The 23,567-nt window shown below is 40.7% G+C and carries 22 protein-coding genes; 9 read left to right on the plus strand and 13 right to left on the minus strand.

What is annotated here, in order from left to right; genetic code table 11:
* Positions 1-142: 142 nt before the first annotated feature.
* The 7 genes from parC to nudF form a co-directional block, all read right to left on the minus strand.
* Entirely contained in the window at positions 143-2,449 is a 2,307-nt protein-coding gene (gene parC, locus PULV_RS05925) for a DNA topoisomerase IV subunit A (protein WP_193331148.1), read from the minus strand.
* 57 nt (positions 2,450-2,506) lie between these two features.
* The gene (locus tag PULV_RS05930; RefSeq protein WP_193331149.1) at positions 2,507-4,375 is read right to left on the minus strand and encodes a tetratricopeptide repeat-containing diguanylate cyclase; all 1,869 of its coding nucleotides are present in this window, start codon (positions 4,373-4,375) and stop codon (positions 2,507-2,509) included.
* A gap of 104 nt (positions 4,376-4,479) precedes the next feature.
* On the minus strand, positions 4,480-6,375 hold the full coding sequence (gene parE / locus PULV_RS05935) for a DNA topoisomerase IV subunit B (RefSeq protein ID WP_086742463.1): 1,896 nt from the start codon (positions 6,373-6,375) through the stop codon (positions 4,480-4,482).
* Between the two features lie 108 nt (positions 6,376-6,483).
* Positions 6,484-7,047 carry a YqiA/YcfP family alpha/beta fold hydrolase gene (locus PULV_RS05940; protein ID WP_193331150.1) on the minus strand — a complete coding sequence of 188 codons (564 nt, stop codon included), beginning with the start codon at positions 7,045-7,047 and terminating at the stop codon, positions 6,484-6,486.
* On the minus strand, positions 7,029-7,820 hold the full coding sequence (locus PULV_RS05945) for a metallophosphoesterase (protein ID WP_193331151.1): 792 nt from the start codon (positions 7,818-7,820) through the stop codon (positions 7,029-7,031). Before PULV_RS05945 ends, PULV_RS05940 begins: the two co-directional genes overlap by 19 nt.
* A complete protein-coding gene (locus PULV_RS05950; protein ID WP_086742460.1) occupies positions 7,807-8,259 on the minus strand; it encodes a DUF1249 domain-containing protein in 453 nt (150 codons plus the stop codon). Before PULV_RS05950 ends, PULV_RS05945 begins: the two co-directional genes overlap by 14 nt.
* Positions 8,253-8,885, minus strand: a complete 633-nt coding sequence (gene nudF, locus PULV_RS05955; protein ID WP_193331152.1) for an ADP-ribose diphosphatase — start codon at positions 8,883-8,885, stop codon at positions 8,253-8,255. The genes PULV_RS05950 and nudF overlap by 7 nt, the downstream gene beginning before the upstream one ends.
* Positions 8,886-9,068: 183 nt before the next feature.
* Here nudF and tolC point away from each other — a divergent pair, with 183 nt between their 5' ends.
* The 3 genes from tolC to PULV_RS05970 all read left to right on the plus strand — a co-directional run bounded on the left by tolC (position 9,069) and on the right by PULV_RS05970 (position 12,166).
* Positions 9,069-10,430 carry an outer membrane channel protein TolC gene (tolC, locus tag PULV_RS05960; protein WP_086742458.1) on the plus strand — a complete coding sequence of 454 codons (1,362 nt, stop codon included), beginning with the start codon at positions 9,069-9,071 and terminating at the stop codon, positions 10,428-10,430.
* A 100-nt stretch (positions 10,431-10,530) separates the two neighbouring features.
* The gene (gene lpxL, locus PULV_RS05965; protein WP_193331153.1) at positions 10,531-11,457 is read left to right on the plus strand and encodes an LpxL/LpxP family Kdo(2)-lipid IV(A) lauroyl/palmitoleoyl acyltransferase; all 927 of its coding nucleotides are present in this window, start codon (positions 10,531-10,533) and stop codon (positions 11,455-11,457) included.
* A gap of 133 nt (positions 11,458-11,590) precedes the next feature.
* The gene (locus tag PULV_RS05970; protein ID WP_086742456.1) at positions 11,591-12,166 is read left to right on the plus strand and encodes a TcpQ domain-containing protein; all 576 of its coding nucleotides are present in this window, start codon (positions 11,591-11,593) and stop codon (positions 12,164-12,166) included.
* 131 nt (positions 12,167-12,297) lie between these two features.
* On the opposite strand, the gene glnE is transcribed toward PULV_RS05970, so the two are convergent.
* Positions 12,298-15,087 carry a bifunctional [glutamate--ammonia ligase]-adenylyl-L-tyrosine phosphorylase/[glutamate--ammonia-ligase] adenylyltransferase gene (gene glnE / locus PULV_RS05975; RefSeq protein WP_193331154.1) on the minus strand — a complete coding sequence of 930 codons (2,790 nt, stop codon included), beginning with the start codon at positions 15,085-15,087 and terminating at the stop codon, positions 12,298-12,300.
* Positions 15,088-15,205: 118 nt separating this feature from the next.
* On the opposite strand from glnE, the gene PULV_RS05980 reads away from it, so the two are divergent.
* A complete protein-coding gene (locus tag PULV_RS05980) occupies positions 15,206-16,099 on the plus strand; it encodes a DUF350 domain-containing protein (protein WP_193331155.1) in 894 nt (297 codons plus the stop codon).
* Here the strand turns inward: PULV_RS05980 and PULV_RS05985 are convergent.
* Both PULV_RS05985 and PULV_RS05990 read right to left on the minus strand, forming a co-directional pair.
* Positions 16,089-16,541 carry a globin family protein gene (locus tag PULV_RS05985; RefSeq protein ID WP_193331156.1) on the minus strand — a complete coding sequence of 151 codons (453 nt, stop codon included), beginning with the start codon at positions 16,539-16,541 and terminating at the stop codon, positions 16,089-16,091. The genes PULV_RS05980 and PULV_RS05985 overlap by 11 nt on opposite strands.
* A gap of 88 nt (positions 16,542-16,629) precedes the next feature.
* Complete coding sequence (locus PULV_RS05990; RefSeq protein WP_193331157.1) at positions 16,630-17,187, minus strand: Crp/Fnr family transcriptional regulator; 558 nt, start codon at positions 17,185-17,187, stop codon at positions 16,630-16,632.
* A gap of 92 nt (positions 17,188-17,279) precedes the next feature.
* Between PULV_RS05990 and PULV_RS05995 the strand changes: the two genes are divergently transcribed.
* Positions 17,280-17,738, plus strand: coding sequence for a hypothetical protein (locus PULV_RS05995; protein ID WP_086742451.1), 459 nt, complete (start codon positions 17,280-17,282; stop codon positions 17,736-17,738).
* A 41-nt stretch (positions 17,739-17,779) separates the two neighbouring features.
* Here the strand turns inward: PULV_RS05995 and PULV_RS06000 are convergent, their stop codons facing one another.
* Both PULV_RS06000 and PULV_RS06005 read right to left on the minus strand, forming a co-directional pair.
* Positions 17,780-18,781, minus strand: coding sequence for an ABC transporter permease (locus PULV_RS06000; RefSeq protein ID WP_193331158.1), 1,002 nt, complete (start codon positions 18,779-18,781; stop codon positions 17,780-17,782).
* Complete coding sequence (locus PULV_RS06005; RefSeq protein WP_193331159.1) at positions 18,774-19,679, minus strand: ABC transporter ATP-binding protein; 906 nt, start codon at positions 19,677-19,679, stop codon at positions 18,774-18,776. The genes PULV_RS06000 and PULV_RS06005 overlap by 8 nt, the downstream gene beginning before the upstream one ends.
* A 166-nt stretch (positions 19,680-19,845) precedes the next feature.
* On the opposite strand from PULV_RS06005, the gene rsmE reads away from it, so the two are divergent.
* From rsmE to ruvX, 4 genes are all read left to right on the plus strand, one after another.
* The gene (rsmE, locus tag PULV_RS06010) at positions 19,846-20,577 is read left to right on the plus strand and encodes a 16S rRNA (uracil(1498)-N(3))-methyltransferase (protein ID WP_193331160.1); all 732 of its coding nucleotides are present in this window, start codon (positions 19,846-19,848) and stop codon (positions 20,575-20,577) included.
* 70 nt (positions 20,578-20,647) lie between these two features.
* Positions 20,648-21,595: a glutathione synthase gene (gene gshB, locus PULV_RS06015; protein WP_193331161.1), complete on the plus strand. Its 948-nt coding sequence runs from the start codon at positions 20,648-20,650 to the stop codon at positions 21,593-21,595.
* A gap of 30 nt (positions 21,596-21,625) precedes the next feature.
* The gene (locus PULV_RS06020; RefSeq protein ID WP_086742446.1) at positions 21,626-22,183 is read left to right on the plus strand and encodes a YqgE/AlgH family protein; all 558 of its coding nucleotides are present in this window, start codon (positions 21,626-21,628) and stop codon (positions 22,181-22,183) included.
* 25 nt (positions 22,184-22,208) lie between these two features.
* Complete coding sequence (gene ruvX / locus PULV_RS06025) at positions 22,209-22,658, plus strand: Holliday junction resolvase RuvX (RefSeq protein ID WP_086742445.1); 450 nt, start codon at positions 22,209-22,211, stop codon at positions 22,656-22,658.
* On the opposite strand, the gene PULV_RS06030 is transcribed toward ruvX, so the two are convergent.
* Complete coding sequence (locus PULV_RS06030) at positions 22,655-23,551, minus strand: hypothetical protein (protein ID WP_227009362.1); 897 nt, start codon at positions 23,549-23,551, stop codon at positions 22,655-22,657. The two genes, ruvX and PULV_RS06030, sit on opposite strands and share 4 nt — an antisense overlap.
* Positions 23,552-23,567: the final 16 nt, after the last annotated feature.

A 23,567-nucleotide genomic window follows, 5' to 3' on the forward strand; every position in this document is an offset into this window, starting at 1 on the left:
CGCGCATTATAAACCTTATCGTAAGCAAATCCTATTTTGGCGTACAGCTGTAAGCCAATATTCATAATCACTAAACCTCAATGACGAATATGGCAATAAAAAACGCCCCGAAGAGCGTTTATTTAATCGTAAAAATACTAATTTAATCGAGCTTAAAGTCTTGAGGATCATCTAATGATTCAACGCCACCGACTTCAACATTATCGATTTCAATCGCATCAACACGCTGCAAACCTCGCGGTAGTTTATTACCTCGGCGACCTCGTTCTCCATAATAATGCTCTAAATCGCTCGATTTCAGGGTTAATTTTCGCTTACCGGCATGCAAGGTCACAGAGCTATTTTCTGGCACCACAGCCAATACAGTCACAAACTCTTCGCGAGACTTCACTCGAGCTGAAGGGATTGAAATAATTTTGTTTCCTTTGCCTTTTGCCAGTTTTGGTAAATCACGCAGCGGGAACATTAACATGCGCCCTTCATTAGAAATCGCCAGGCAATAATCGCTGCTGATGTCGTTCACTCTTATTGGAGACATTAAATGTGCTTCAGCAGATAAACTCACCAATGCTTTACCGTTTTTATTTTTGCTGACTAGATCTGTAAAGCCCGTCACAAACCCATATCCAGCATCTGAGGCCATCAAGAATAAGTGCTCATTGTCGCCCATAACCACATGCTCAAAATTCACGCCAGTAGCCATATTAAAGCGCCCTGTCATGGGCTCTCCTTGGCTTCGAGCGGTTGGTAGGCTATGTGCATCAGTCGAAAATGCGCGCCCACTTGAATCTAAGAACACCACAGGCTGATTACTTCGCCCTTTTGCCGATGCTTTAAATTCATCTCCAGCCCGATAACTCAAACCGACAGCATCAATATCATGCCCTTTTGCACACCGTGCCCAGCCTTTTTCTGATAACACCACAGTAACAGCTTCGCTTGGTATTAAATCTTTTTCGCTTAACGCTTTTGCTTCTGCACGCTCGACCACCGGAGAGCGGCGCTCATCACCATACAGTTCAGCGGCTTGTTGAATTTCTTTTTTGATCAAAGTCGACATACGACGATCTGAACCTAAAGTTTGCTCCAACTTATCTCGCTCTTGAGCCAGTTCATCTTGCTCGCCACGGATTTTAACTTCTTCGAGTTTAGCTAAGTGACGTAGTTTTAACTCTAAAATGGCTTCTGCTTGAATATCTGAAATGCCAAAACGCGCCATCAGCACAGGTTTTGGTTTATCTTCAGCGCGGATAATTTCGATCACTTCATCAATATTTAAAAAGGCCGTTAATAAACCTTCTAAAATATGCAAACGCGCCAAAATTTTATCTAGTCGATATTGAAGGCGTCTGCGCACTGTTTCTCGGCGGTACACTAGCCATTCTGATAAAATGGTAAGTAAATCTTTTACTTGCGGGCGGCCATTCAAACCGAGCATATTGAGATTGACGCGGTAACTTTTTTCAAGATCTGTGGTAGCGAATAAGTGAGCCATTAAAGGCTCCACTTTAATGCGGTTTGAGCGAGGAATAATCACGATGCGCGTCGGATTCTCATGATCTGACTCATCTCGTAAATCTGCAACCATAGGCAGTTTTTTCGCCTGCATCTGAGCGGCGATTTGCTCTAACACTTTGCCACCAGAACATTGATGGGGCAAAGCCGTAATGACGATATCCCCTTGCTCTTGCGTATAAACAGCGCGCATTTTTATAGAGCCTTTACCTGTTTGGTAAATTTTTTGAATCTCTGCCTTTGGCGTAATTATTTCAGCTTCAGTGGGGTAATCTGGCGCATGCACAAGTTCAAGCAGCTCATTGAGCTCCGCTTTTGGCTTATCAAGTAACAAACAACAGGCATCTGCGATTTCTCGGACATTGTGAGGGGGGATATCTGTCGCCATCCCGACTGCAATACCGGTAATACCGTTAAGCAAAATATGCGGTAAACGCGCAGGAAGCACCAAAGGCTCATCCATGGTTCCGTCGAAGTTTGGCGTCCAATCGACTGTACCTTGCCCTAATTCTTGCAGTAATACTTCAGAAAATTTTGATAAACGAGCTTCGGTATAACGCATTGCAGCAAATGACTTCGGATCATCTGCCGCCCCCCAGTTACCTTGACCATCGACTAATGGATAGCGATATGAAAATGGTTGAGCCATCAACACCATCGCTTCATAACAAGCACTATCACCATGCGGGTGATATTTACCTAGCACATCACCGACGGTACGGGCTGATTTTTTATACTTGGCGGCCGCAGATAAACCTAACTCGCTCATTGCATAAATAATTCGCCGCTGTACAGGCTTTAAACCATCACCAATATGCGGTAAAGCCCGATCCATGATCACATACATGGAGTAATTCAAATAAGCGTCTTCAGTAAAACGCCCCATTGATAATTGTTCTATACCCTGCAACGACAGAGCTTCTAAATCGCTCATTCAAGCTACCTAATTTTTGTTTTAATTTTAATGATGCGCTGTATTACGCAACAAAGATTAATCGATTTTACTCACTACCCGATTACGCCCTTCATTTTTGGCTCGGTATAACGCCTCATCAGCATGTTGGAATAAACTTTCAAAGTCATCCACTAGTGGGTTAAATGATGAAACACCAAAACTGGCTGTCACAGTCACCACTTGCTTATTCAATTCGAAGGTACGCTGTTCGATTAATTGACGGATCCTTTGCGCTATTTCGATGGCTTGGGCGAGTTCAGTATGCTTTAGCACCACCATAAACTCCTCTCCCCCGATCCGACCCAGTAAATCAGGTTCTCTGAGCCCTGATTGTGCAGCGTCAGATACCCCTTTTAATACCTCATCACCAAATGGGTGGCCATAGCGATCATTGATACCTTTAAAATGATCGATATCAAAAATCACGATACTCAGAGGATGTTCTGTTGTTTGCGATTCCTTAAAAACATTTTTTGCAAAATGAAAGGTATAACGACGATTGGCAAGTTGCGTCAGACTATCAGTATTGGCAAGTCGATTTAAACGTTTACTATGCCTAATTTGTCGATAAACATACACAGTCAACATAATAAATATCAAGACAAATAAAACGATAATTAAACGTTGTAACTCGTGTTCTTTTTTTCCTTTTTCCAAAGCCAACTGATCGATTAGCCTGCTTTGCTGCAACACTTTATTTTCAAGTTCAGTTTGTTCGGTATCAAACATTACTTTGTATTTTGAACGTGCATCTTCACGCTCTTGAGAATAATAATCTGCAAGCAAAGCTTCACTGGCAACTTTTTCATAATATGCACTTTCATAATCTCCTAAAAGAGCCATCACCTTTGCCTTTTGATCAGACAAACGGACAAACAAATTAATATTTTTGCCTTTGTCTAATTGAGTTATTAAGCCTTCAACGCGCTCAATTCTATCAAGGGCTTGCTCGATTTGTTGATTATGGGTGGCTAATGCGGCTTCGAGTAAATAGTGATGCGCTTGACCATATGGGTCTTGGATAAAGCTAAAAAACTGATTAGCCAGCGCCATTTGCTCTGCGGCTTGTTCAAATTGCTCTTGTTTTATTTTCACATTGGCAAGACCAATATGGGCAAAATAAACAAAGCGCTTTTCACCAACAAACTGGGATAACTTCAGCATCTTTAAATAGCAGATGGTTGCTTTGTCATGCTCTTTTTGCGCGATATGAGAGAAAGATAAACTCATCTGAGCCTGCATTTCATCATAGTGCAGCTCATTGCTAGCAAAGTAATCGATGGCCTCATTTTGCAGTGCGATTGCCTTGTCGTAATCATGCAGATTGGCATATGTATTGGCTAAGTTAGTTTTTAGATAAGCCATCTCAAGCTCATCATTTAACGAACTAATTATGGTATAAGCTTGCTGATAGTATTGAATCGCTTCAACATCGTTGTAACTATTACTGTGTGCAAGCGCAATAGCAGTGTAACTTTCGGCTAATAATTGATTGTTTTCTTCTAGCCTTGCTTGTTCCATTGCTTGTTGATACATCGCAAGGGATTGTTCAGTATTACCCGCAATATCGAGTAAACTGCCCTCGACCAATAAAATATTGATTCCAGTATCCGTTTCAGTATCTGGGAATAATCGTTTAGCATCTGAATTAAACTGCCCAGCGGCTTTAAAGTCCCCTAAGTACACTTTATACAAAGCTAATTTATTCAAGACAGTGGCTTTATCAAAATCACTCATTTGCTCAAAACGCGATACTTTTACTTTCTCTAAAAACTCAAAAGCTAAATACGGGTCTTTTCTATCAAGCTCTTTCGCTTTGACTAACGCCTCTTTTAACCAAGCAGGATGGACATTTGAGCCAGACGCGACTGACGAAAAAGCAATAAATACCAGTAACAACATCATTAACAGCCTGTTATTAAATGGTATAAACATATCTACTTTTTTGATTGCTGACTTCAAAGCCACCTACTTAAATAAACGATTATTATTTGAATATATTAAACAACTTATAGCTGCACTTCCGCTTTATCACCACTATCTTCGAGCCATTGACGACGGTCTGAGGCACGCTTTTTAGCCAATAACATGTCCATCATTTCAATCGTCTGCTCTTTGTGCTCAAAAGTCAGCTGAACCAAACGGCGTGTGTTGGGATCCATAGTGGTTTCACGCAATTGTAATGGGTTCATCTCACCCAGACCTTTAAAGCGCTGTACGTTTACTTTACCGCGTTTTTTCTCTGCGGCAATGCGCTCTAAAATACCATTTTTTTCATCTTCATCTAAGGCATAATAAACATCTTTTGCCACATCAATTCGATACAAAGGTGGCATAGCGACATAGACATGACCTTGCTCAACTAAGGTCGGAAAATGCTTTACAAATAAAGCACATAACAAAGTGGCAATATGCAATCCATCCGAGTCAGCATCGGCTAAGATACAAATTTTTCCGTACCTTAATGCTGAGATATCCGTTGAATCAGGATCGATACCTAACGCAACTGAAATATCATGCACTTCTTGTGAGGCTAAAATTTGGCCCGATTCAACCTCCCACGTATTTAAGATTTTACCGCGAAGCGGCATAATCGCTTGAAAATCACGATCTCGCGCTTGCTTCGCAGAACCGCCTGCAGAATCTCCTTCTACGAAAAAGATTTCACTGCGGTGTGTTTCGCTGGTACTGCAATCGGTGAGTTTACCTGGCAATGCGGGGCCTGAGGTGATTTTTTTACGAACGACTTTTTTGGCCGCTCGCATCCGTTTTTGGGCATTATTAATACAAAGCTCAGCAAGTAATTCAGCTTTATCTGTGTGTTCGTTCAACCACAAACTAAACGAATCTTTTACCACTCCCGAAACAAATGCAGAGCAAGAACGCGACGAAAGTTTTTCTTTTGTTTGACCTGCAAACTGCGGATCTTGCATCTTAACTGAAAGTACGTAATTACAGCGGTCCCAAATATCATCTGGGGTCAATTTCACACCACGGGGCAGTAAATTTCTAAACTCACAAAATTCCCGCATCGCTTCAAGCAAACCTTGACGCAGACCATTAACGTGAGTACCGCCTTGTGCGGTCGGAATTAAGTTAACATAACTTTCGCTGATCCCTTCCCCGCCTTCTGGTAACCAACAAATCGCCCAATCGGCCCCTTCTGTCGTTCCTTTAAATTCACCGGTAAAGGGTTCTTCTGGAAGAGCTACAAATCCTTTTACAGATTCTTTTAAGTAATCTTTTAATCCTGCCTCATAAAACCATTCAGTGGTTTCTTTGGTTTGCTTATTGATAAAGCGAATTTTCAGGCCTGGACATAAAACAGCTTTGGCTTTGAGCAAATAAGAAAGTTTTGAGACAGAATAATTAGCAGAATCAAAATAACTCGCATCGGCCCAAAAACGCACAGATGTACCAGTATTTCGTTTACCAACAGTGCCTGTTACCGATAAATCTTCAACTTTATCACCGTTTTCGAACGCGATTTGGTATTGCTGGCCATCACGCTTTACTGTCACTTCAACACGTGTTGAAAGCGCATTCACTACCGATATCCCAACACCATGCAAACCGCCTGAGAATTGATAGTTTTTATTCGAGAATTTACCACCAGCATGTAATTTAGTTAAAATTAGTTCAACACCTGGGATCCCTTCTTCAGGGTGAATATCAATCGGCATCCCTCGCCCATCATCTTGAACTTCGAGTGAATTATCTTCATGCAAAATCACATCAATTTTGCTGGCATGCCCAGCTAATGCTTCATCCACACTGTTATCTATCACTTCTTGTCCAAGGTGATTGGGTCGTGTGGTGTCCGTGTACATGCCTGGACGGCGTTTGACGGGATCAAGGCCATTTAAGACCTCAATGGATTCTGCATTATAATCTTGATTGCTCATAGTATGCTGTTCTTTCTCTTATATATGCATCGGTACTAGTGGTAGTACTGGCGTCACTTTGTACGTGATTTACTCACAATACAGAGTCGCTAAATGTGAATACTAGTTTTACGTTATTTTGAGGAATTCTACAATCTTTGCAAAATAACGTTCAAAACCTATAAAACTATGATCGCCGCCAAATTCGACGACTTGCGGGCTATTTTTATAATATCGAACCGCTTGCTGAAAATCTAAAACTTCATCCCCAGATTGCTGCAACAACAAAATTTGCTCAGCAATAGGAAGTTGAGGTAGATACAATTTTTTTAATTGCTCAACGTGCTCTAAGGTCAACTCATAATGGTATTGTTGATATGGATTATACTGTTGCCCCAATAATGAATGCATTAACTGATGTGGAGCCACTGCTGGGTTAATGAGCACGGCCGGTACCTTGTATTTTTGCGACAAGTACGTGGCGTAAAACCCACCAAGAGAGCTTCCAACCAACACTGTGTGTGAGTTTATCATGCGCTCAATCGTTACTAAAGCTTCAAGGGGTTGGTGATTAAGTAAAGGTACTTGATAATCAACATTAAAATGGGCTAAAAACTCACCTAATAACTGCGCTTTGGCCGACAGAGGGGAGCTGTTAAACCCATGGATATAAATTACACGTTTTTTAACCATCGTATTTGTGTTGTTAACCTTGAAAATGAGTCAATATTGATAAGCCGATAACTAGGCCCCTTATCTTCTTGTAACCATTCGGGGCTGTTTTTAACAAATTGAATACAAGTGGCTGGCGTCGCATAAATAGCAATATTCTCAAAAGCATCACTGTAGTCATTATGAACATGACCATGAAATACATGCTTAACATTCTGGGTATCTGCAAGAGTGCGTAAAAATTGATTTCCATTTTCAAGCAGGTGTTTATCTAAATAACCTTTTATTGGCATTGGATGATGATGACAAAAAACCAGAGTATTTTTCGGTTCCTGACTAATAACGTGTTGCAACTCTGTCATGTGTGCCTCTGTCACCCAACCTGCAGGAGTTTCACTTTTACTATTACACAAAGCGATATTCACATTTGGTGTGCTTAACCATTTCGCTGGGTGTATAACATTTGGGCTGGCACCACCAAATGCTTGCTCATAATACGATAGCTCATCATGATTTCCGGGTAGCCATACAACCGGGCAACCCAAATTCGCTTGCTCGACCAGTCGTAGAAATTGCATATAAGAGGCAAGACTGTGATCTTGGGTAATATCACCCCCAAATATTGCCAAATCACAGCGCTGTGACGCGATATCTGCCAGTACATCACCTAAATATGTAGTGCAATCTACGTCAAAATAGCGACCTGATGGCTCAGAAAATAAATGGCAATCTGTAAAATGCGCAATTTTCAACGTCGTTTGATTAAGCGTTAATACCTGATCAAACCAAGCCATTATTCACATCCCAATGCAATCGAGAACGCCCGTGGCTAATACAAAAATCTAACCAGTCGAATAAAAAGGCATTTATCTGATATTTCTCGTCTTTATGGCGCATTTGTGGATTTGGGTAATGGTAAGATGGCTTAACACGATTGGGATAATTTAAACAAAACACTTCTGCAACCCTCGCATCATGATAGACGCGAACCATTAATTTAGGACTAACAAACCCCATAATATCACCTTGGGTCTGACGAAAGCTGACTTCTGTAGTAAATTTAGCGGAGGCTGTAATTTCAAGTTGATAACAAAAATTAGCGACTAAAATATCAACGGTTTTGCCAACGCTTTCATCTTTTGGCATCAAACGCATAATGCGAAAATAGTTTTGCTCACACAGCGTCATAAACGCAGGTAAGTTTTGCCTATATTTAACTGCACTATTTAACATCTTGTTTGATTTGCCCACTGTTCCATTAACCGAGTTTGATTTAATGCCATCCATTGTAGACTAATCACAGTGGCTGCATTATCAATCGTTCCATCAGCCAGCAATTCAAGTGCTTGAGTTAAAGGCAGAACATGAACCTTAATGTCTTCCCCCTCAGAAGCTAATCCATACAATCCTCCAGCTTGCGATAAATCAGCACGCGCTGCATATAAAAATAAGCGCTCAGTTGTGCCTCCAGGACTCGATAAATACGACATCATAAATTCAAGCTGATCGAGTTCAATTCCCGCCTCTTCTTGCGCTTCTTTTCTGACAACACTTTCATAATCGGTCGAACCATCGGCCATGCCAGCAATACACTCTAGTAACCAAGGGTTATTCTTGGATGCAAGGGCACCGATACGGATTTGTTCAATCAATAGAACATTGTTGGTATTAGGATCATAAGGCAAGACAGCAACGGCATGACCTCGCTCTAATATTTCACGATGAATAATCTCAGAATGGCCACCGGCAAATAAGCGATGCTTAAAGGCATACCCTTCTATTTTAAAAAAACCGCGGTACAAAGACGTTTTTTTTACTACTTCGACATCTTTATCATTGAAAGTTGAAATATTAATCATATATTACTCAGATACAGTGACCTTTATAGTCAATTAGTTTACTCTCAACTGTGATCGACAGGAACAATTTATATTCTGTTACACTTGAACAACTTAATTTACGTAAAAGCCTTATAGCTTTAATAAAAAACAGTTTACCATCAAGTTAATTTAAGAATAATAGTCTTAAGGACGTTATACCTCATGAAGAAAAAAATACTCTCTACGCTACTCGGTTTAAGCGCTACATTTGCAACCAGCGCAAGCTTTGCTGAAGATTTACTCCAAGTTTATCAAATTGCCTTGGCCAATGATCCAACTGTATTAAGAGCAAAAGCCAATCGCGAAGCGCAAAGTTACCAAATTGACCGTGCGATGAGTAGTTTATTACCCCAGTTAGACATGACGATGGGTTACTCTAAGGTAGACAGTAATTCATATAACCGTGAAGATATCAATTCGCCATACTACAAAGTAGATAGCGATTCCGATACGTTTAAACGTGGATTATCATTACAACAATCTTTATTTAACCTTTCTTCTTGGCGCAGCCTCGATATTGCAGAAAAGCAATCACTACAAGCGCAAGCGAGTTATGATTTAGCGCAACAACAATTAATTGTACGTGTTGCTAACACTTATTTTGCCGTTTTATCGTCATTGGATGATTTAGAGTTTGTGCAAGCTGAAAAACGCGCAATTGAACGTCAATTAGAGCAAACAAAGCAACGCTTTGCTGTCGGTTTAACTGCTATTACTGATGTACATGAAGCGCAAGCGCAATTCGATAACGCTGTGGCGCGTGAAATCGTTGCAACCAATAACGTAGAGACTGCTCGTGAGAATTTACGCGAAATAACTGGTAAATATCACGAAAAACTTAACCCATTAAACACCACAAAGTTTTCAACGGTCAAACCAAATCAAAACTCTGTTGATTTTATCAAAACAGCTGAAGATAAAAATATTGAGCTACAAGTTGCTAAAGTCACCTTTGATATTGCAAAACAACAAATTGATTTAGCACAAGCGGGTCATTTCCCAACTCTCACACTAAGCGCAAGCTATGGTGATACGTTAGCTGATGGCTCAGCTACGGCATTGGGTCAATCAAGTAATTCAAATAATGAACCTCGTAGCGATCAAACCAGCATAGGTCTTAACTTCGCAGTGCCTATTTATTCTGGTGGTGGCACACAAGCGGCAGTAAACCAAGCTCGTGCCTTTTATGTTGCAAGTGCTGAAGATCTAGAAGCATCACATCGTTCAGTCAGTAAGCAAGTTCGCACGTCTTACAATCAAGTAGTGTCTGATATCGCTACATACAAGGCACTTGAGCAAGCTGTTGTTTCTGCAGAAAGTGCGCTTCAAGCAACAGAAGCTGGTTTTGAAGTCGGTACTCGTACCATAGTGGACGTATTACTGAGTACGCGTAATTTGTACGATGCTAAACGTAACTTATCTGCGGTTCGTTATCGCTACGTTGTTTCAACATTAGGCTTAAAACAAGCTGCAGGGACATTGAACCAAGACGATGTTGCAGCAATCAATCAGGGTCTAAACTAAACCCTGATTTAAAATAAAAAAGCCAAGCTATCGCTTGGTTTTTTTATTTTTACTGAAAATCCGCTAAGATACCCTTCCTTTTTATTGATGAGCATGTTTTGTGGTTAAGAATCCTCCTTTCAAACTCGCATTTTTAGGCCCTAAATACTGGCCGACTTGGTTAGGCGTACTGATCTTATATGCCCTATCTTGGTTACCATTTTTTATACAAATACAACTTGGTAAAGCTATCGGTTTACTAGTTCATCGCTTTGCTAAAAAACGCAAAAAAATTGCCCAAGTCAATATTCAACTGTGTTTTCCTGACATGCCAGCCGATCAACAAGCCCAGTTAGTACTGAAAAATATGCAACAAACGGGGATCGCTATTTTTGAATCTGGTATGGCCTGGTGGTGGCCACAATGGCGTGTACGTCGCCACTTTGGTGGGATCAAAGGATTTGAGCATATCGAGACCATCCAAAAAACAGGCAAAGGGGTTTTATTGCTTGTTCCACACATGCTGCACCTAGAAATGGCAGGGAGAATGATGGGGATCACGCAGCAAGGAATTGGCTTTTATCGTCCACACAACAATGCACTAATGGAATTTTTAATGACTCGCGGGCGACTGCGCTCCAATGAGTACTTAATCGGTAAACGGGATGTGAAGGGCCTGCTCAAAGCACTGAAAGACACTAAGCTCTGTTACTATTTACCAGATCAGGATTATGGCCGAAAGCGCGCTGAATTTGTGCCTTTTTTTGCGGTCCAAGATGCAGCCACCACAACCGGAACCATATTATTTGCCTCTAGCCAATATTGTGAAACCGTTAGCTTTATGAGTAAGCGTGATGATAGTGGTCAATACTACTTAGAAATTGTTCCTATGCCTCGTGACTTCCCAAGTGGTGATGACAAACAGGATGTGACCCTTGTCAACCAAGCGATTGAAACTGCCGTGCTCAATGCACCAGAACAATACATGTGGTTGCACCGTCGTTTTAAAACGCGCCCCAACCCCAAAAGCCCATCATTCTATAAATAAGCATTTGTTTAGTGAGCACCGTTCTGCTTGTGCTTGCTAAACCAACCACTTGCCCCTTTATTCATACATTTGCCTATAGATCAAAACCTAAAAACTGTTTAAGATAAATTGTTTTGATTAAAAGAGATTCACTATGTGGTTTTGGATTAAGCACTTATCACTGGCTTTTATATTAATTGCGGCCGCCGCTTATTTTTTATTAGGTGATGGACCTGTTTATAAAAAAAACGATAAAACAAATGCCGCCGCAGATGGTTTATCACAGTTTTATGCCAATATTCGTGCAGCCGCAGAGCGCTCGTCCAATGAAGATGAATACGTCATTGAATTAGATATGCCAAGCACAGATATAAATTCGGCACTACAGCAACGCAGTAAGTCGGTTAAGCCGTCAACAACCAAATGGCGAGGCGAAGTCAAAAGCCGTCGTTTTGTTGAAGGTGAGACACTTAAAACCATTATGAAACAGTATGCTGATGAAGAAGGTATTGAGTTTTTGTGGTATTTACACAAAGACTACATTGTGAAGCATAACTTTCGCGTTGAAGATAACTTTGTTGCAACTCTTTACCAGCTAGGTAAAGCAATTGATAGTGACTTTGAATTTGAAGTGAAAGCTTACTTTTGCCACAAGCAACGTACGGCAGTTATCACTGAAAAACCGTCACAATTTGTCCGCGATAACTGCATATTAGCCAAAGCATATTAATGAACCTAAGCTCAGGTTCATTAATCAGTATTTTCGTAAATAGCTTAGGTAAAAATGAGATTAAATTAAAAGGCTGCCTAACCTAGCAGCGTTTTAAAACACGCCATTTACCCCAATTCAATGAACATCAATTAAAGTAATAATTGCTGCCAAACGGCACTGACATGTTTGCGGTGCTCAGTCACTGCCTCAGTCAAAATTAATTTACTTTCTTGACGCAAACTCAATACATGATACTGCTCACGATAAAAGCAATATGCAGCAATCAATTGTGTCGCCTGCTGCTGTTCCATAATTCCGAGCTCACTGGCAACAGTAAAAATACGAATATTATCCGACCATGTCGTCATTTCAGCCAGCTGATGTGCATTGGCCAACACACAAAACTGAGCAATAAATTCAATATCAGCCATCCCGCCAACATCTTGTTTTAAGTCAAAAAACTGCTGATCCCCTTTCGCTAAATGTGCACGCATTTTTTCACGCATTTCTCTCACTTGTACTTTCAACTCATCAACATCGCGATTGAGAGATAAGACTTGATGACGAATATCAGCAAAGCGCTGCTGCAAGCTTACTTGGCCATAAATCATTCTGGCTCGAACGAGCGCCTGGTGCTCCCAGGTCCACGCTTGTTCATTTTGATAAAGTCCAAATGTATCGATGTTGATGGCCAATAACCCTGATGCGCCTTCAGGACGCAGCCTTGGGTCAAGCTCATACAGCATGCCTGAGCTAGTGCGCGTATTGAATAAATGCATTAACCGTTGAGCTAGTTTTAAGTAAAACTGACGTGAATCTATTTGTTTCGGCCCTGTAGTAACTGAAGTAGCATCACTATTATGTACAAACACTAAATCAAGATCAGAGTCATACCCCAATTCAAACCCACCCGCTTTACCATAAGCTATGACAGCAAACCCTTTATTTTGCTCATCAGTACCTTGTGGATAGCCAAAACGCACCACCATCTGTTGCCAGGCAATTTGAACACTTTGCTCGACAATCGCTTCAGCCAAGGCGGTGAGATGATCACTCACTTTCATAATATCAATGACATGAGTTGCATCTGCTGCAGCAATACGTAATTGATGCGTTTGCTTGAACTGCCTTAATGCTTCCATTTGTAACTCAAGATCATCCGGCTCGATACGCAAAAAGTATTGGCGAATTTCACGTTGATACGCCCCAAGCGATAGAGGTCGATATAAAATGGCCGGATCGATTAATTCATCAAGTAAAATTGGATAACGTGCAATGTGTTCGCCAATCCATTGGCTGTGGCTGCATAATTTTATCAGTTGTTTGAGCGCCCCTTGATTTTCATACAAGAGCTCTAGGTAGGCGGTGCGTGATGCAACCTGTTCAATGACAGCTAAAGTCAATTTAAGCACATTCACTTCAGAGGTTTGCGCCGTGATATGCTGCAACATCACTGGCAATAACTTGTCCATGATGTCTCGGCCCCGAGAGCCAATACGTTTTTTATTCATTTGATCTTTAAATGTCATTAACTGGGACTGCCAGAGCTGATAATCATCCTCTGACCATGCCAGTTTTAATGATTCAAAATCACCTTGCTCCCAAACACTTTCAAATGTAATCAGCTGTGGGTTATCTTGCTCTTTCTCTTCACCAACCACTAAACGGAACTCTTGATGCACATTGGCCATTTGTTGGGCAATTAGGGTGCGAACTTGTTGGTAATCATCCACAAATAAAAGTGCACATAACCGCTGCTGATTTAGCTCATCACTGGGTAAGGTTTGTGTTTGAGCATTATCAAAAATTTGTAAATACTGCTCTATTTTGCGTAAAAATAAATACGCATCTTCGAGCTGTTTTGCATGCTGGCTATCGACCTCTCCCAAAGAGACCAATTGCGCCAAAGCGGTTAGCAAAGATTGAGTTTGCAAACCTGCTTCGCGCCCACCGCGGATCATCTGAAATGCTTGAACAACAAACTCAACCTCGCGGATCCCGCCAGAGCCAAGCTTAATATTATCCACTAGGCCTTTGCGACGTACTTCTTGGGCGATTAACGATTTCATTTTTCGTAACGACTCAATCACTGAAAAGTCAATGTACCGGCGGTACACAAAAGGTTTCAGCAAGGAATAAAACTCTGACCAATATTGATTCTCTTGACCAATTAAGCGCGCTTTGAGCATCGCGTATCGCTCCCAATCGCGACCTTGCTCTTGATAATACTCCTCAATCGCAGTGAAGCTCATTACTAACGGGCCGCTATCGCCAAAAGGGCGTAGCCGCATATCGACGCGAAACACTTGACCATCTGGGGTCACTTGATTCAAGGCTGCTATTAATTTTTGTGCAACTTTATTATAAAAGACTGACGCTTCAACCGCTTTGCGTCCACCTTGGGTATCTGTTTGGTATGGGTAACTAAAAATAAGATCTATATCTGATGAGTAATTCAACTCACAGCCACCGAGCTTACCCATACCTAAAATCAACATAGGCAAAGGGTTGCCTAACTTATCAAGTGGTTTACCGCAGCTCTTAGCTACTTGCTCGTACGCCCATAAATAGGCATCGTGAATGAGTTGATCAGATAATTTAGAAATGTAAGCAATGCTATCGGCAATTTCATTTCGATTCACTAAATCCAAAAATGCCACTTTTAGCCAATATTGCTGGCGGTACTGACGTAAACGTGAAAAGCATTCCCGCTCATCGACAAGTGCAACATCGTTATCAAACACAGGTAAGATATCTCGGCTATTTAATTGCTCGGTATCAAGTAACCACGATTTAAGATTTGGCTGACTACTCAAGACATTAAATGCAAAATCACTGAGCGCCAACAGGGCCACAATTCTATCGTCAACCTGCAGCCCTGAGTACAAAGTTTCAAAACGAAGCTGACCAAGCTGTAAGAGTGAAGGCGATAATTTCATGTAGACGTCCTAGCTGAATCTTAAATATAAACTTTAAATTTTGTTGGTTATACTTCACTATATTCCAAAATTCGTTGGGAATATTCCTGCACACTTGAATGAGATAACGATATTGACTATGACTTATAACGCCCTGTTGCAACAAGCATTAATTGCATTAACTGTGACTTTTTTAATTACTTTTATCGTGATTTTGTTTCTAAGGTATCGCGCCAATCAAAAAAGTGAAATAGGCTTAGTCAAAGAGTTATCTCAAAAAGATAATTTTGCTGTTGGGATCAGCTATGCAGCGCGTATTTTTACTCTCACTCTGATCGTTGGTTATTTAATCCGCCACTTAAATTTTACCGATATTCAAGCTGATTTAATCTATGCTGGGATCTTAATTAGCCTCGCCATATGCTTTAGTTATGCAGGTAAACAAATTCATAATAAATGGGTACTTAGCCGATTTAACGAAGAACAAGAAATCTTAAAACGAAATGTATCTGCAGCCTTGGTTGAATCAAGCGCCTTACTTGGTAATGCCTTAATCATCTTAGGCTTGTATAAATGGTCACACACGCAAAGTGTTGATGGGTTAATCATTGTCTCACTCACCTTTGCAGTCATCCAACTGTTCTTATTTTTACACAGTAGGTGGCAAGAATATTTATTTGCCAAAGCCAATCAAGGCAGCTCACTGCAAGAATACCTAAGTTTTGACAATACTGCGCTGGGTCTTAAATATAGTAGCCAGACTTTATCTGTTTGTATGGCCATTTATGCCGCATTGTCTTTTATGCCTTATCTTGCAGGAGCCATAGTCGATAACATTCTCACCGCACTTTTTTATAGCGCTGTATTTATTTTATTTCAGCAAATGAGCAGTGCACTTTTCACCCGACTGGCACTGCCTAAGGTCGATACTGAATCAGAAATTGATCAACAAGATAATATCGGCGTAGCAAGTATCGAACTGGCAATTTATTTAGCGATTGGCCTAGTGCTTATCGCTATTTTCAATCCATAGATTGCGCCGCTTTCCACTTATCAAAATTGGCATAGTCATAGCTCATACCTGCTTGCATCACACTTGCAACAATCGTATAGGCTTCAACCCACGCCTGTTTAACATCAGGCGTAAATGCCCTTTGTAATCCTTGCTCGAGTGTCCAGAGCAGTGCTTCTGCAACAGTATTAAAATCCTCAGGGGCGATGCGATACACTTGATGACGTCTTCCGAGCTGCCACACCGCCATTTCTAAACGATCAAATTGCTTTAAACCACGTACAACCGTAGTTAAAATCTGCATTAATTTTTTGCCTTGCTCGTCGATATCATCCTTAAACAAACGCTTTAGCTGTGGATTGAGTTCAAATAAGCGCCCATAAAAGAGATCGGCAGCTTGCTTGGCGATAGGAACCACTTTTTCCCAACTCGATTGAACTAATTCCACTTGAACAGGAGTCATGCTTTTATCCTTTTCTTAATGAACGCCTAGTTTCATTGAGTTTAGACCATAGAATAAAAACACTCGGTAAAATATTGTTCTGACTGAATTAAGTAAGTGTCGCTAGTTTGTTTCTCGATTTTATTCTGCTCAAGGCAACTGGCGTAATGCCTAAAAACTTAGCCAATTCTGCCTGACTAATGCGTGAAAAAATTTGCGGGTACTGCTCTATAAAGCGTAAGTAACGTTGCTCTGGTGTGAGGCACAAGAATTGATATTCGCGATCTTCTTTTCGCGCTGTTAACTGCTGCATAAATGCTAGCTCAACATCTCTTAATTCAGGGTAATCTTTGACCCATAACTTAATTTTTTCATAAGGAATCGCCACCACATCAGACGCCTCCATACTAATACATGAATAAGGTGATGGCTGAGCAAACACCACACTCATTAAGCTGCCTGATAAATCATTTTCAGATAAAAATGCTTTAACAAATTCCTTACCGTCTGGTTGAAAGAAAACCAGTTTCACGAGTCCTTTTTTAATCCAAAACAAACGAGGCTCAAAGTCTCCTTGATTAAAGAGTGCTTGGCCTGGCTGATAGGTTTGCATAGATAAATTAAAGTTTTCAGCCACGCTACTGAGCAAGAGTTGGTATTTATCCATAAATAGTCTGATCCAAATTAACTTGAGTTAACGCTCTAAAAGTTTAAGCAGTGTAAAGTTTCGCCATTGTTGAACATACTAAGGACAGTATCATGCAACTCAATAGAAAAACCTTTCTAATAATTGACCACATTCCTGCAGTAACACGCCGTTTTACAATGAGTTTAACGAACACAAACAGCAAACTAGTTGTTGCTGGTAACAATACACGACATTTACTCCGAATGATGTACGACCACTTGATTGAAGATTATACCTATTGTGATTTCAACAGTGAGATTTCAGTTGCAGAGCTAAAACAATATGTTTCAACCTATCATCATATCGATGGCTTATATCTATTTGCTGATTATTACCAACAACAACCTAACGAGACAAAACAACTAATTACTTCTTTGCATAAACAGGTATTTTTAATCAAAAGTGACCTTTCCCAGCAAATTTTTACCTGCGAAGCGCTCAATCAAACACAATCACATATTACTTTTATTGATCAACTTGGTGAACTCAGTAAATTATTTCAAATCGAACCCACAAAATTAGTAAGATAAAACAAGGGAGAGCGTCAGCGCTTTCCCTTGATAAAAACTATTTACCTCGCTTGTCCTTGCCAACGGAAAAGCCAAGAGCCAAGAGTTAAAAAAGCAAAACTCATAAAGAGTAACGCCAAGATATGCTGCTTAACTTGCCACAAGCTTGCACCCTCTAACATCACTTCACGCGCAGCTTCTAGCAAATGGGTTAACGGAAACACTTGCGCGATGTGCTGAATAAATTCAGGGCTACCCTCAAGAGAAAACCACACACCTGAGAGCATCATCATCGGCCAAGATGTCAGATTTAATAAACCACCGGTAAATTCCTCCGATTCAGAACGAGCTGCCACGAGTAACCCGAGTGAAATTAATGAAAAAGCGCCAAGCCCAGCGATGATAAATAAATCGATGTAACTGCCGACCATATAAAAGTCGAACATCCAATCACAGCCAATAAAAATCACACTGCTTAACGTCAATACGATAAACAAACGCGAGCAAACCTGAGCGGTTAAGAATTCAATAGGCCGTAAAGGGGTTGCGTGTAAGCGTTTTAGCACTGAGTTTTTACGATAACGAACAATCACATACCCAATACCAAATAAACAAGAAAACATCATATTCATGCCTAAAATCCCAGGCACAACCCAATCTAAATAACGTATTTCTCGGCCGTTAATGACCTGCTGTTCAAAGTGAGGCTCGACACTCAATAACAATTTTTGTGCAATATAACCATTCGCAGAAGATTGATTAACCCAATATTGCTGATTGTTAAAATCAACCAGCAAATCCAGCTTATGCTGTCTGAGCTTATTTTGTGCAAGAGCAGGATCTTGATAAGAAACAAATTCAATGTGCTTAATTTGCGTCAATACTTGCTGGTGATCCTCTCCAACAATGCCAATTTTATAGAGCGTCTTTCCAGAACCAGAGAAAATAAACGCAAAACCAACAAGCAATAACACCGGGAACATCACATTCCAACCTAGTGCCGCTCTATCGCGAAAAAACTCATAATTTCGCGCCTTAAATACGGCATAAAAACGCTTAAACATGCTCAAGTCCCTCTTTGTTGTTCAGTCCATGTCCGGTTAGTTTTAAAAACAAATCATCTAAATTGGCTGACTTGACCTGTAACCCTTGTAAAGAAACTCCTTGTTCCATGAGTTGCAGCAATGTCTGTTGAATATCAGTACTTTGAATTAACACTTTATCGGCCACTTGCTGATAATCAAAAGGCATACTTCCTGATAGACTCTTTAAAGCATCCGCATTGAGCTTAATCAGCGCGCCACTAAAATGCTGTTTGAGTAAATTATCAGGTGTATCTTTAGCAATAATTTGACCTTTATCCATAATGGCAATTTCATCACATAAATATTCAGCTTCATCCATATAATGGGTGGTCAAAATGATTGTTTTTCCTTGCGCTTTAATTTGATTGACTAAATCCCAAAACAGCCGACGACTATGCGGATCCAATCCGGTCGTTGGTTCATCTAAAAAAATCAGTTGTGGATCATTAATTAGCGCCAGCGCCAATAAAAGTCGCTGTTTCTGACCTCCAGATAACTTGCGATGATCTTGCTTTAAAAAATCCTCGAGTTGGCACAAGCCAATTAACTGCTCAAGCGGTACTGTACGTTCATAAAAAGCGGCAAACATTTTTAGGGTTTCATGCACTGTTAAATGATCTTGGATCGCAGTATGTTGAAACTGAATACCCAATTGTTGATAAATAGTGTCATTGATAGGCGATCCTTGATACAAAATCTCCCCACTTGAAGGTTTAACAATTCCCTCTAACATCTCAATGGTTGTTGTTTTACCTGCTCCATTTGGCCCTAGTAAACCAAAACAACTTCCCTGCTCAACTGAAAAACTCACGCCATCAACCGCCGTTAATTGGCCAAATGTACGGGTTAAATTGGCAACGTCTAAAATAATAGCCATGCTTTCTCCTTGTGTTCAGCCATCAAATTAGCACATTGATGTTATCTAAAAACACTTTTAAAAAAATAAAGCCTACCAATTGCGGCTTTTCGTTGCCAAGGCCCATTCCCTTTCATACCATAGTGGCATGACATTCAGTTGTATCTATTCGTAAAAAGGGCACTTCATGCGCATACCTCATATCTATCAACCAGGCGATATCGCACTCAATCAAATTATCAATCTCGATGATGATGCTGCCGGTCATATTGGCCGAGTTTTGCGCATGTCCGTTGGTGAGCAAGTGAGCATTTTCAATGGTCAAGGGGGAGAATATCTTGGCGAACTTCATGAGGTCTCAAAAAAACATGTCAGCGTGAAAATACTCAGCTTTACAGATAAAGATGTTGAATCCCCATTAAAAATCCACTTAGGCCAAGGTGTCTCTCGGGGTGATAAAATGGATTTCACGATTCAGAAATCTGTCGAACTAGGCGTCACCGAAATCACACCATTATTTACTGAACGCTGTGGAGTCAAACTCTCTGGTGAACGGTTAGAGAAAAAGCATCAGCAGTGGCAAAAAATAGCGATTGCAGCCGCTGAGCAATCAGGTCGAAACGTGGTCACAACCATTCATCCACCCATAAAACTTGAGCAATGGCTAAGCCAATCAAGCAATGAACTCAAGCTCACCTTACATCCAAGAGCTGAGCACAGCATCAAAACTATTCCCGCCCCAACTGAAGGCTTAAGATTTGTTGTTGGGCCTGAAGGTGGGTTTACCGATGCAGAAATGCTGGCAACTAAAAACAGCGGTTTTATCGATATTCGCTTAGGTCCTCGAGTTTTACGAACGGAAACTGCAGCTTTGACGGTCTTAAGTGCATTGCAGTTGCAGTTTGGTGATTTAGCCTAATAAACAATAAATTGGTTTTTGCTCAATCATCCCCATATATGAAAAATAGAAGATTAAAAAGGATACCCACATGGCCATTAAGCTCGGCATAATTTCAGATCCAATTTCAGGTTTTAACATCAAAAAAGATACTGGTTTTGCCATGATGGAAGAAGCGCAAAATCGAGGCTATGAAATTCATTATATGGAAATGGATGATCTCTTTTTACGTCAAGGTGAAGCCTACGCCACGACTTCAATCGCGACAGTCTTTAATGATCCCGCTCATTGGTATGAGCTGGAAGAAAAGCAAACCGTCAAACTCGCTGATTTAGATGTCATTTTAATGCGAAAAGATCCGCCATTTGATACCGAATATATTTATGCCACATATATATTGGAACGAGCGGAACAAGCAGGAACACTGATAATTAATAAACCGCAAAGTTTACGTGACGCCAACGAAAAGCTCTATACAGCCTGGTTTAGTGAACATACTCCCGATACTTTAGTGACACGAAATAAAGATCAAATTCGTGCCTTTCTTGCTGAACATCAAGACATTATCATTAAGCCTCTAGATGGCATGGGCGGCGCGTCTATTTTTCGGGTTAAACAAGACGATCCAAACATAGGTGTGATCTGCGAGACCCTCACCGAGCACGGTAGCCGTTTTACGATGGTTCAAAATTATATTCCTGCCATTAAAGATGGGGATAAACGTATTTTAGTAGTCAATGGTGAAGTCATTCCTTATTGCCTAGCGCGTATTCCACAAGGCGGTGAAACCCGAGGTAACCTTGCGGCAGGTGGTCGAGGCGAAGCTCGTCCTTTAAGTGAATCAGATTTTAAGATTGCCAATGCAATTGCACCTATACTCAAAGAAAAAGGGCTGATTTTTGTCGGCTTAGATGTGATAGGCGACAAACTGACAGAAATAAATGTCACCGCTCCAACTTGTGTAAGAGAAATTCAAGCGGCTTATGATATCTCCATTACCGGCATTTTATTTGATGCCATTGAAGAAAAGTTAGCTTAAGCTTTATTGCTTAAAATAAGGAGAAACCGGATGCAATCATTAGAAAATCATTTTTTAATCGCAATGCCCACCATGCTTGATCCGAGTTTTAAGCAAACGGTTACCTATATTTGCGAGCACAATAATGAGGGTGCTATGGGGTTAGTTATTAATCACCCCACCGATTTCACCATCGGTCAATTACTCGATAAAGTGGATATAGAAAACGACAAATCAACCGAGTCATCACAAAGCTTAGTCTTTGCTGGCGGGCCTGTTGATACCGAGCGAGGGTTTGTTTTACATAGTACAAAATACGGATTCGCCACCAGCTCCGCTTTAAGTGAACAAATCATGATCACCACATCGAAAGATGTATTAGCGAGCTTAACGACCTCACAATCTCCCGATAACTTTTTAGTGACACTGGGTTACGCTGGTTGGAGTGCAGGCCAACTTGAGTCTGAGTTACAACAAAATGCTTGGCTCACGATTCAAGCCGATCCTGAGATTATTTTTAATACTCCGGCACATTTGCGCTGGGAAAAAGCCATCGAAATGTTAGGCATTGACTTGGCCATGTTGAGCCATCAAGTCGGCCACGCATAACTACATATATAAATAGGTATTTTTTATGGCAAAAAAGCCATCAACGCCGATAGGTGAACGCACAATATTGGGTTTCGACTTTGGTACTCGCAGCATAGGCATTGCTGTTGGCCAAGAAATTACAGGCTCAGCCTCTCCGGTTAAAGCCGTCCCCGCCAAAGATGGCATCCCAAATTGGGATGATATTTTACATGTTGTAGAACAGTGGCAACCTGACTTACTTGTGGTTGGACTACCGCTCAATATGGATGGCACCAATCAAGAAGTAACGTTTCAAGCCAAAAAATTTGCCAATCGCCTTCATAACAAAACTGGATTAGTTGTCGAAACGCAAGACGAGCGCTTAACAACTGCAGATGCCAAGGCACAATTATTTGCCAGTGGTGGGTATAAAAAACTCTCTAAAGGAAATGTTGATAGTAAATCAGCCCAAATTATTTTAGAGAGTTATTTTGAAAACAGTTACGGTAATTAATGTGGTTTGATAAGCGCCTGATTAAGCACCTTTGTGGTGCTTAAATCTGGAATAAACCCTGCTTCGAAATACGCTTTTTTAATTCGTCCCTGAAGCCGTAATTGCTTCAGCCCAAGTTGCAGTGCCTTAAATACATCGGGACCTTCTGGATGATTTCGGCTCACAACAAAGTGCCGACTATCATCAAGTACAATGGCTAAGTTCGGCACGGCCATTAAATCAACATTTCCTAACTTATAATGATTATTTAATGCTGGCATAAAAGGCATCAACATAAAATCAGCCCACTTTAAATGGACCATGCGGATTTGACTTAACCATTCATCTTCTACAAACAATTCTTTGAGGTTTAAACTTTTTAATGTCGTCCAGTCAGTACTCCAACGTGGTGTAGAAACCGATGTCATCGTATGTAAATCAGTCAAAGATTGAACGTTAAATACCGCTTGATGGTCTGGGTTTGCGTATATTCCAGCAAAATACTCCCCCCTGCGGATCACTGCATCCGAAATGAAGACATCATTTTCTAACAGCTTTGCATCTGACAGCCAATAGCTATCAAAACTAATTAAAAGTTCCCCTTGTTCAATTAGCTTAGTATTTCGAAAGTTAACTTTCCCTACTTTATATGTGAATTTTTTTGTGTAGCCGCCCAATTTTAACGCCTGCTGCGCAATAATCATATCGACCACATCTCGACGAATTTTTGGTCCTATAAAACTGGTAATTTCAAGAGGATCGCGCCCAGCTAAGAACGTCATATAGTCATCATAAACATCATCACGTAAATACAACATGACCGTTTGATTACTGAGCGATGGTTCTTTTGCAAAGCCCGAAACGCTCAGCACACACGTAATAAATATCAAAAATAAACTAGAATACGTTTTCAAACTTACAACCTAATCA

Source organism: Pseudoalteromonas ulvae UL12, from assembly GCF_014925405.1.
Classification (GTDB): Bacteria; Pseudomonadota; Gammaproteobacteria; order Enterobacterales; family Alteromonadaceae; genus Pseudoalteromonas; species Pseudoalteromonas ulvae.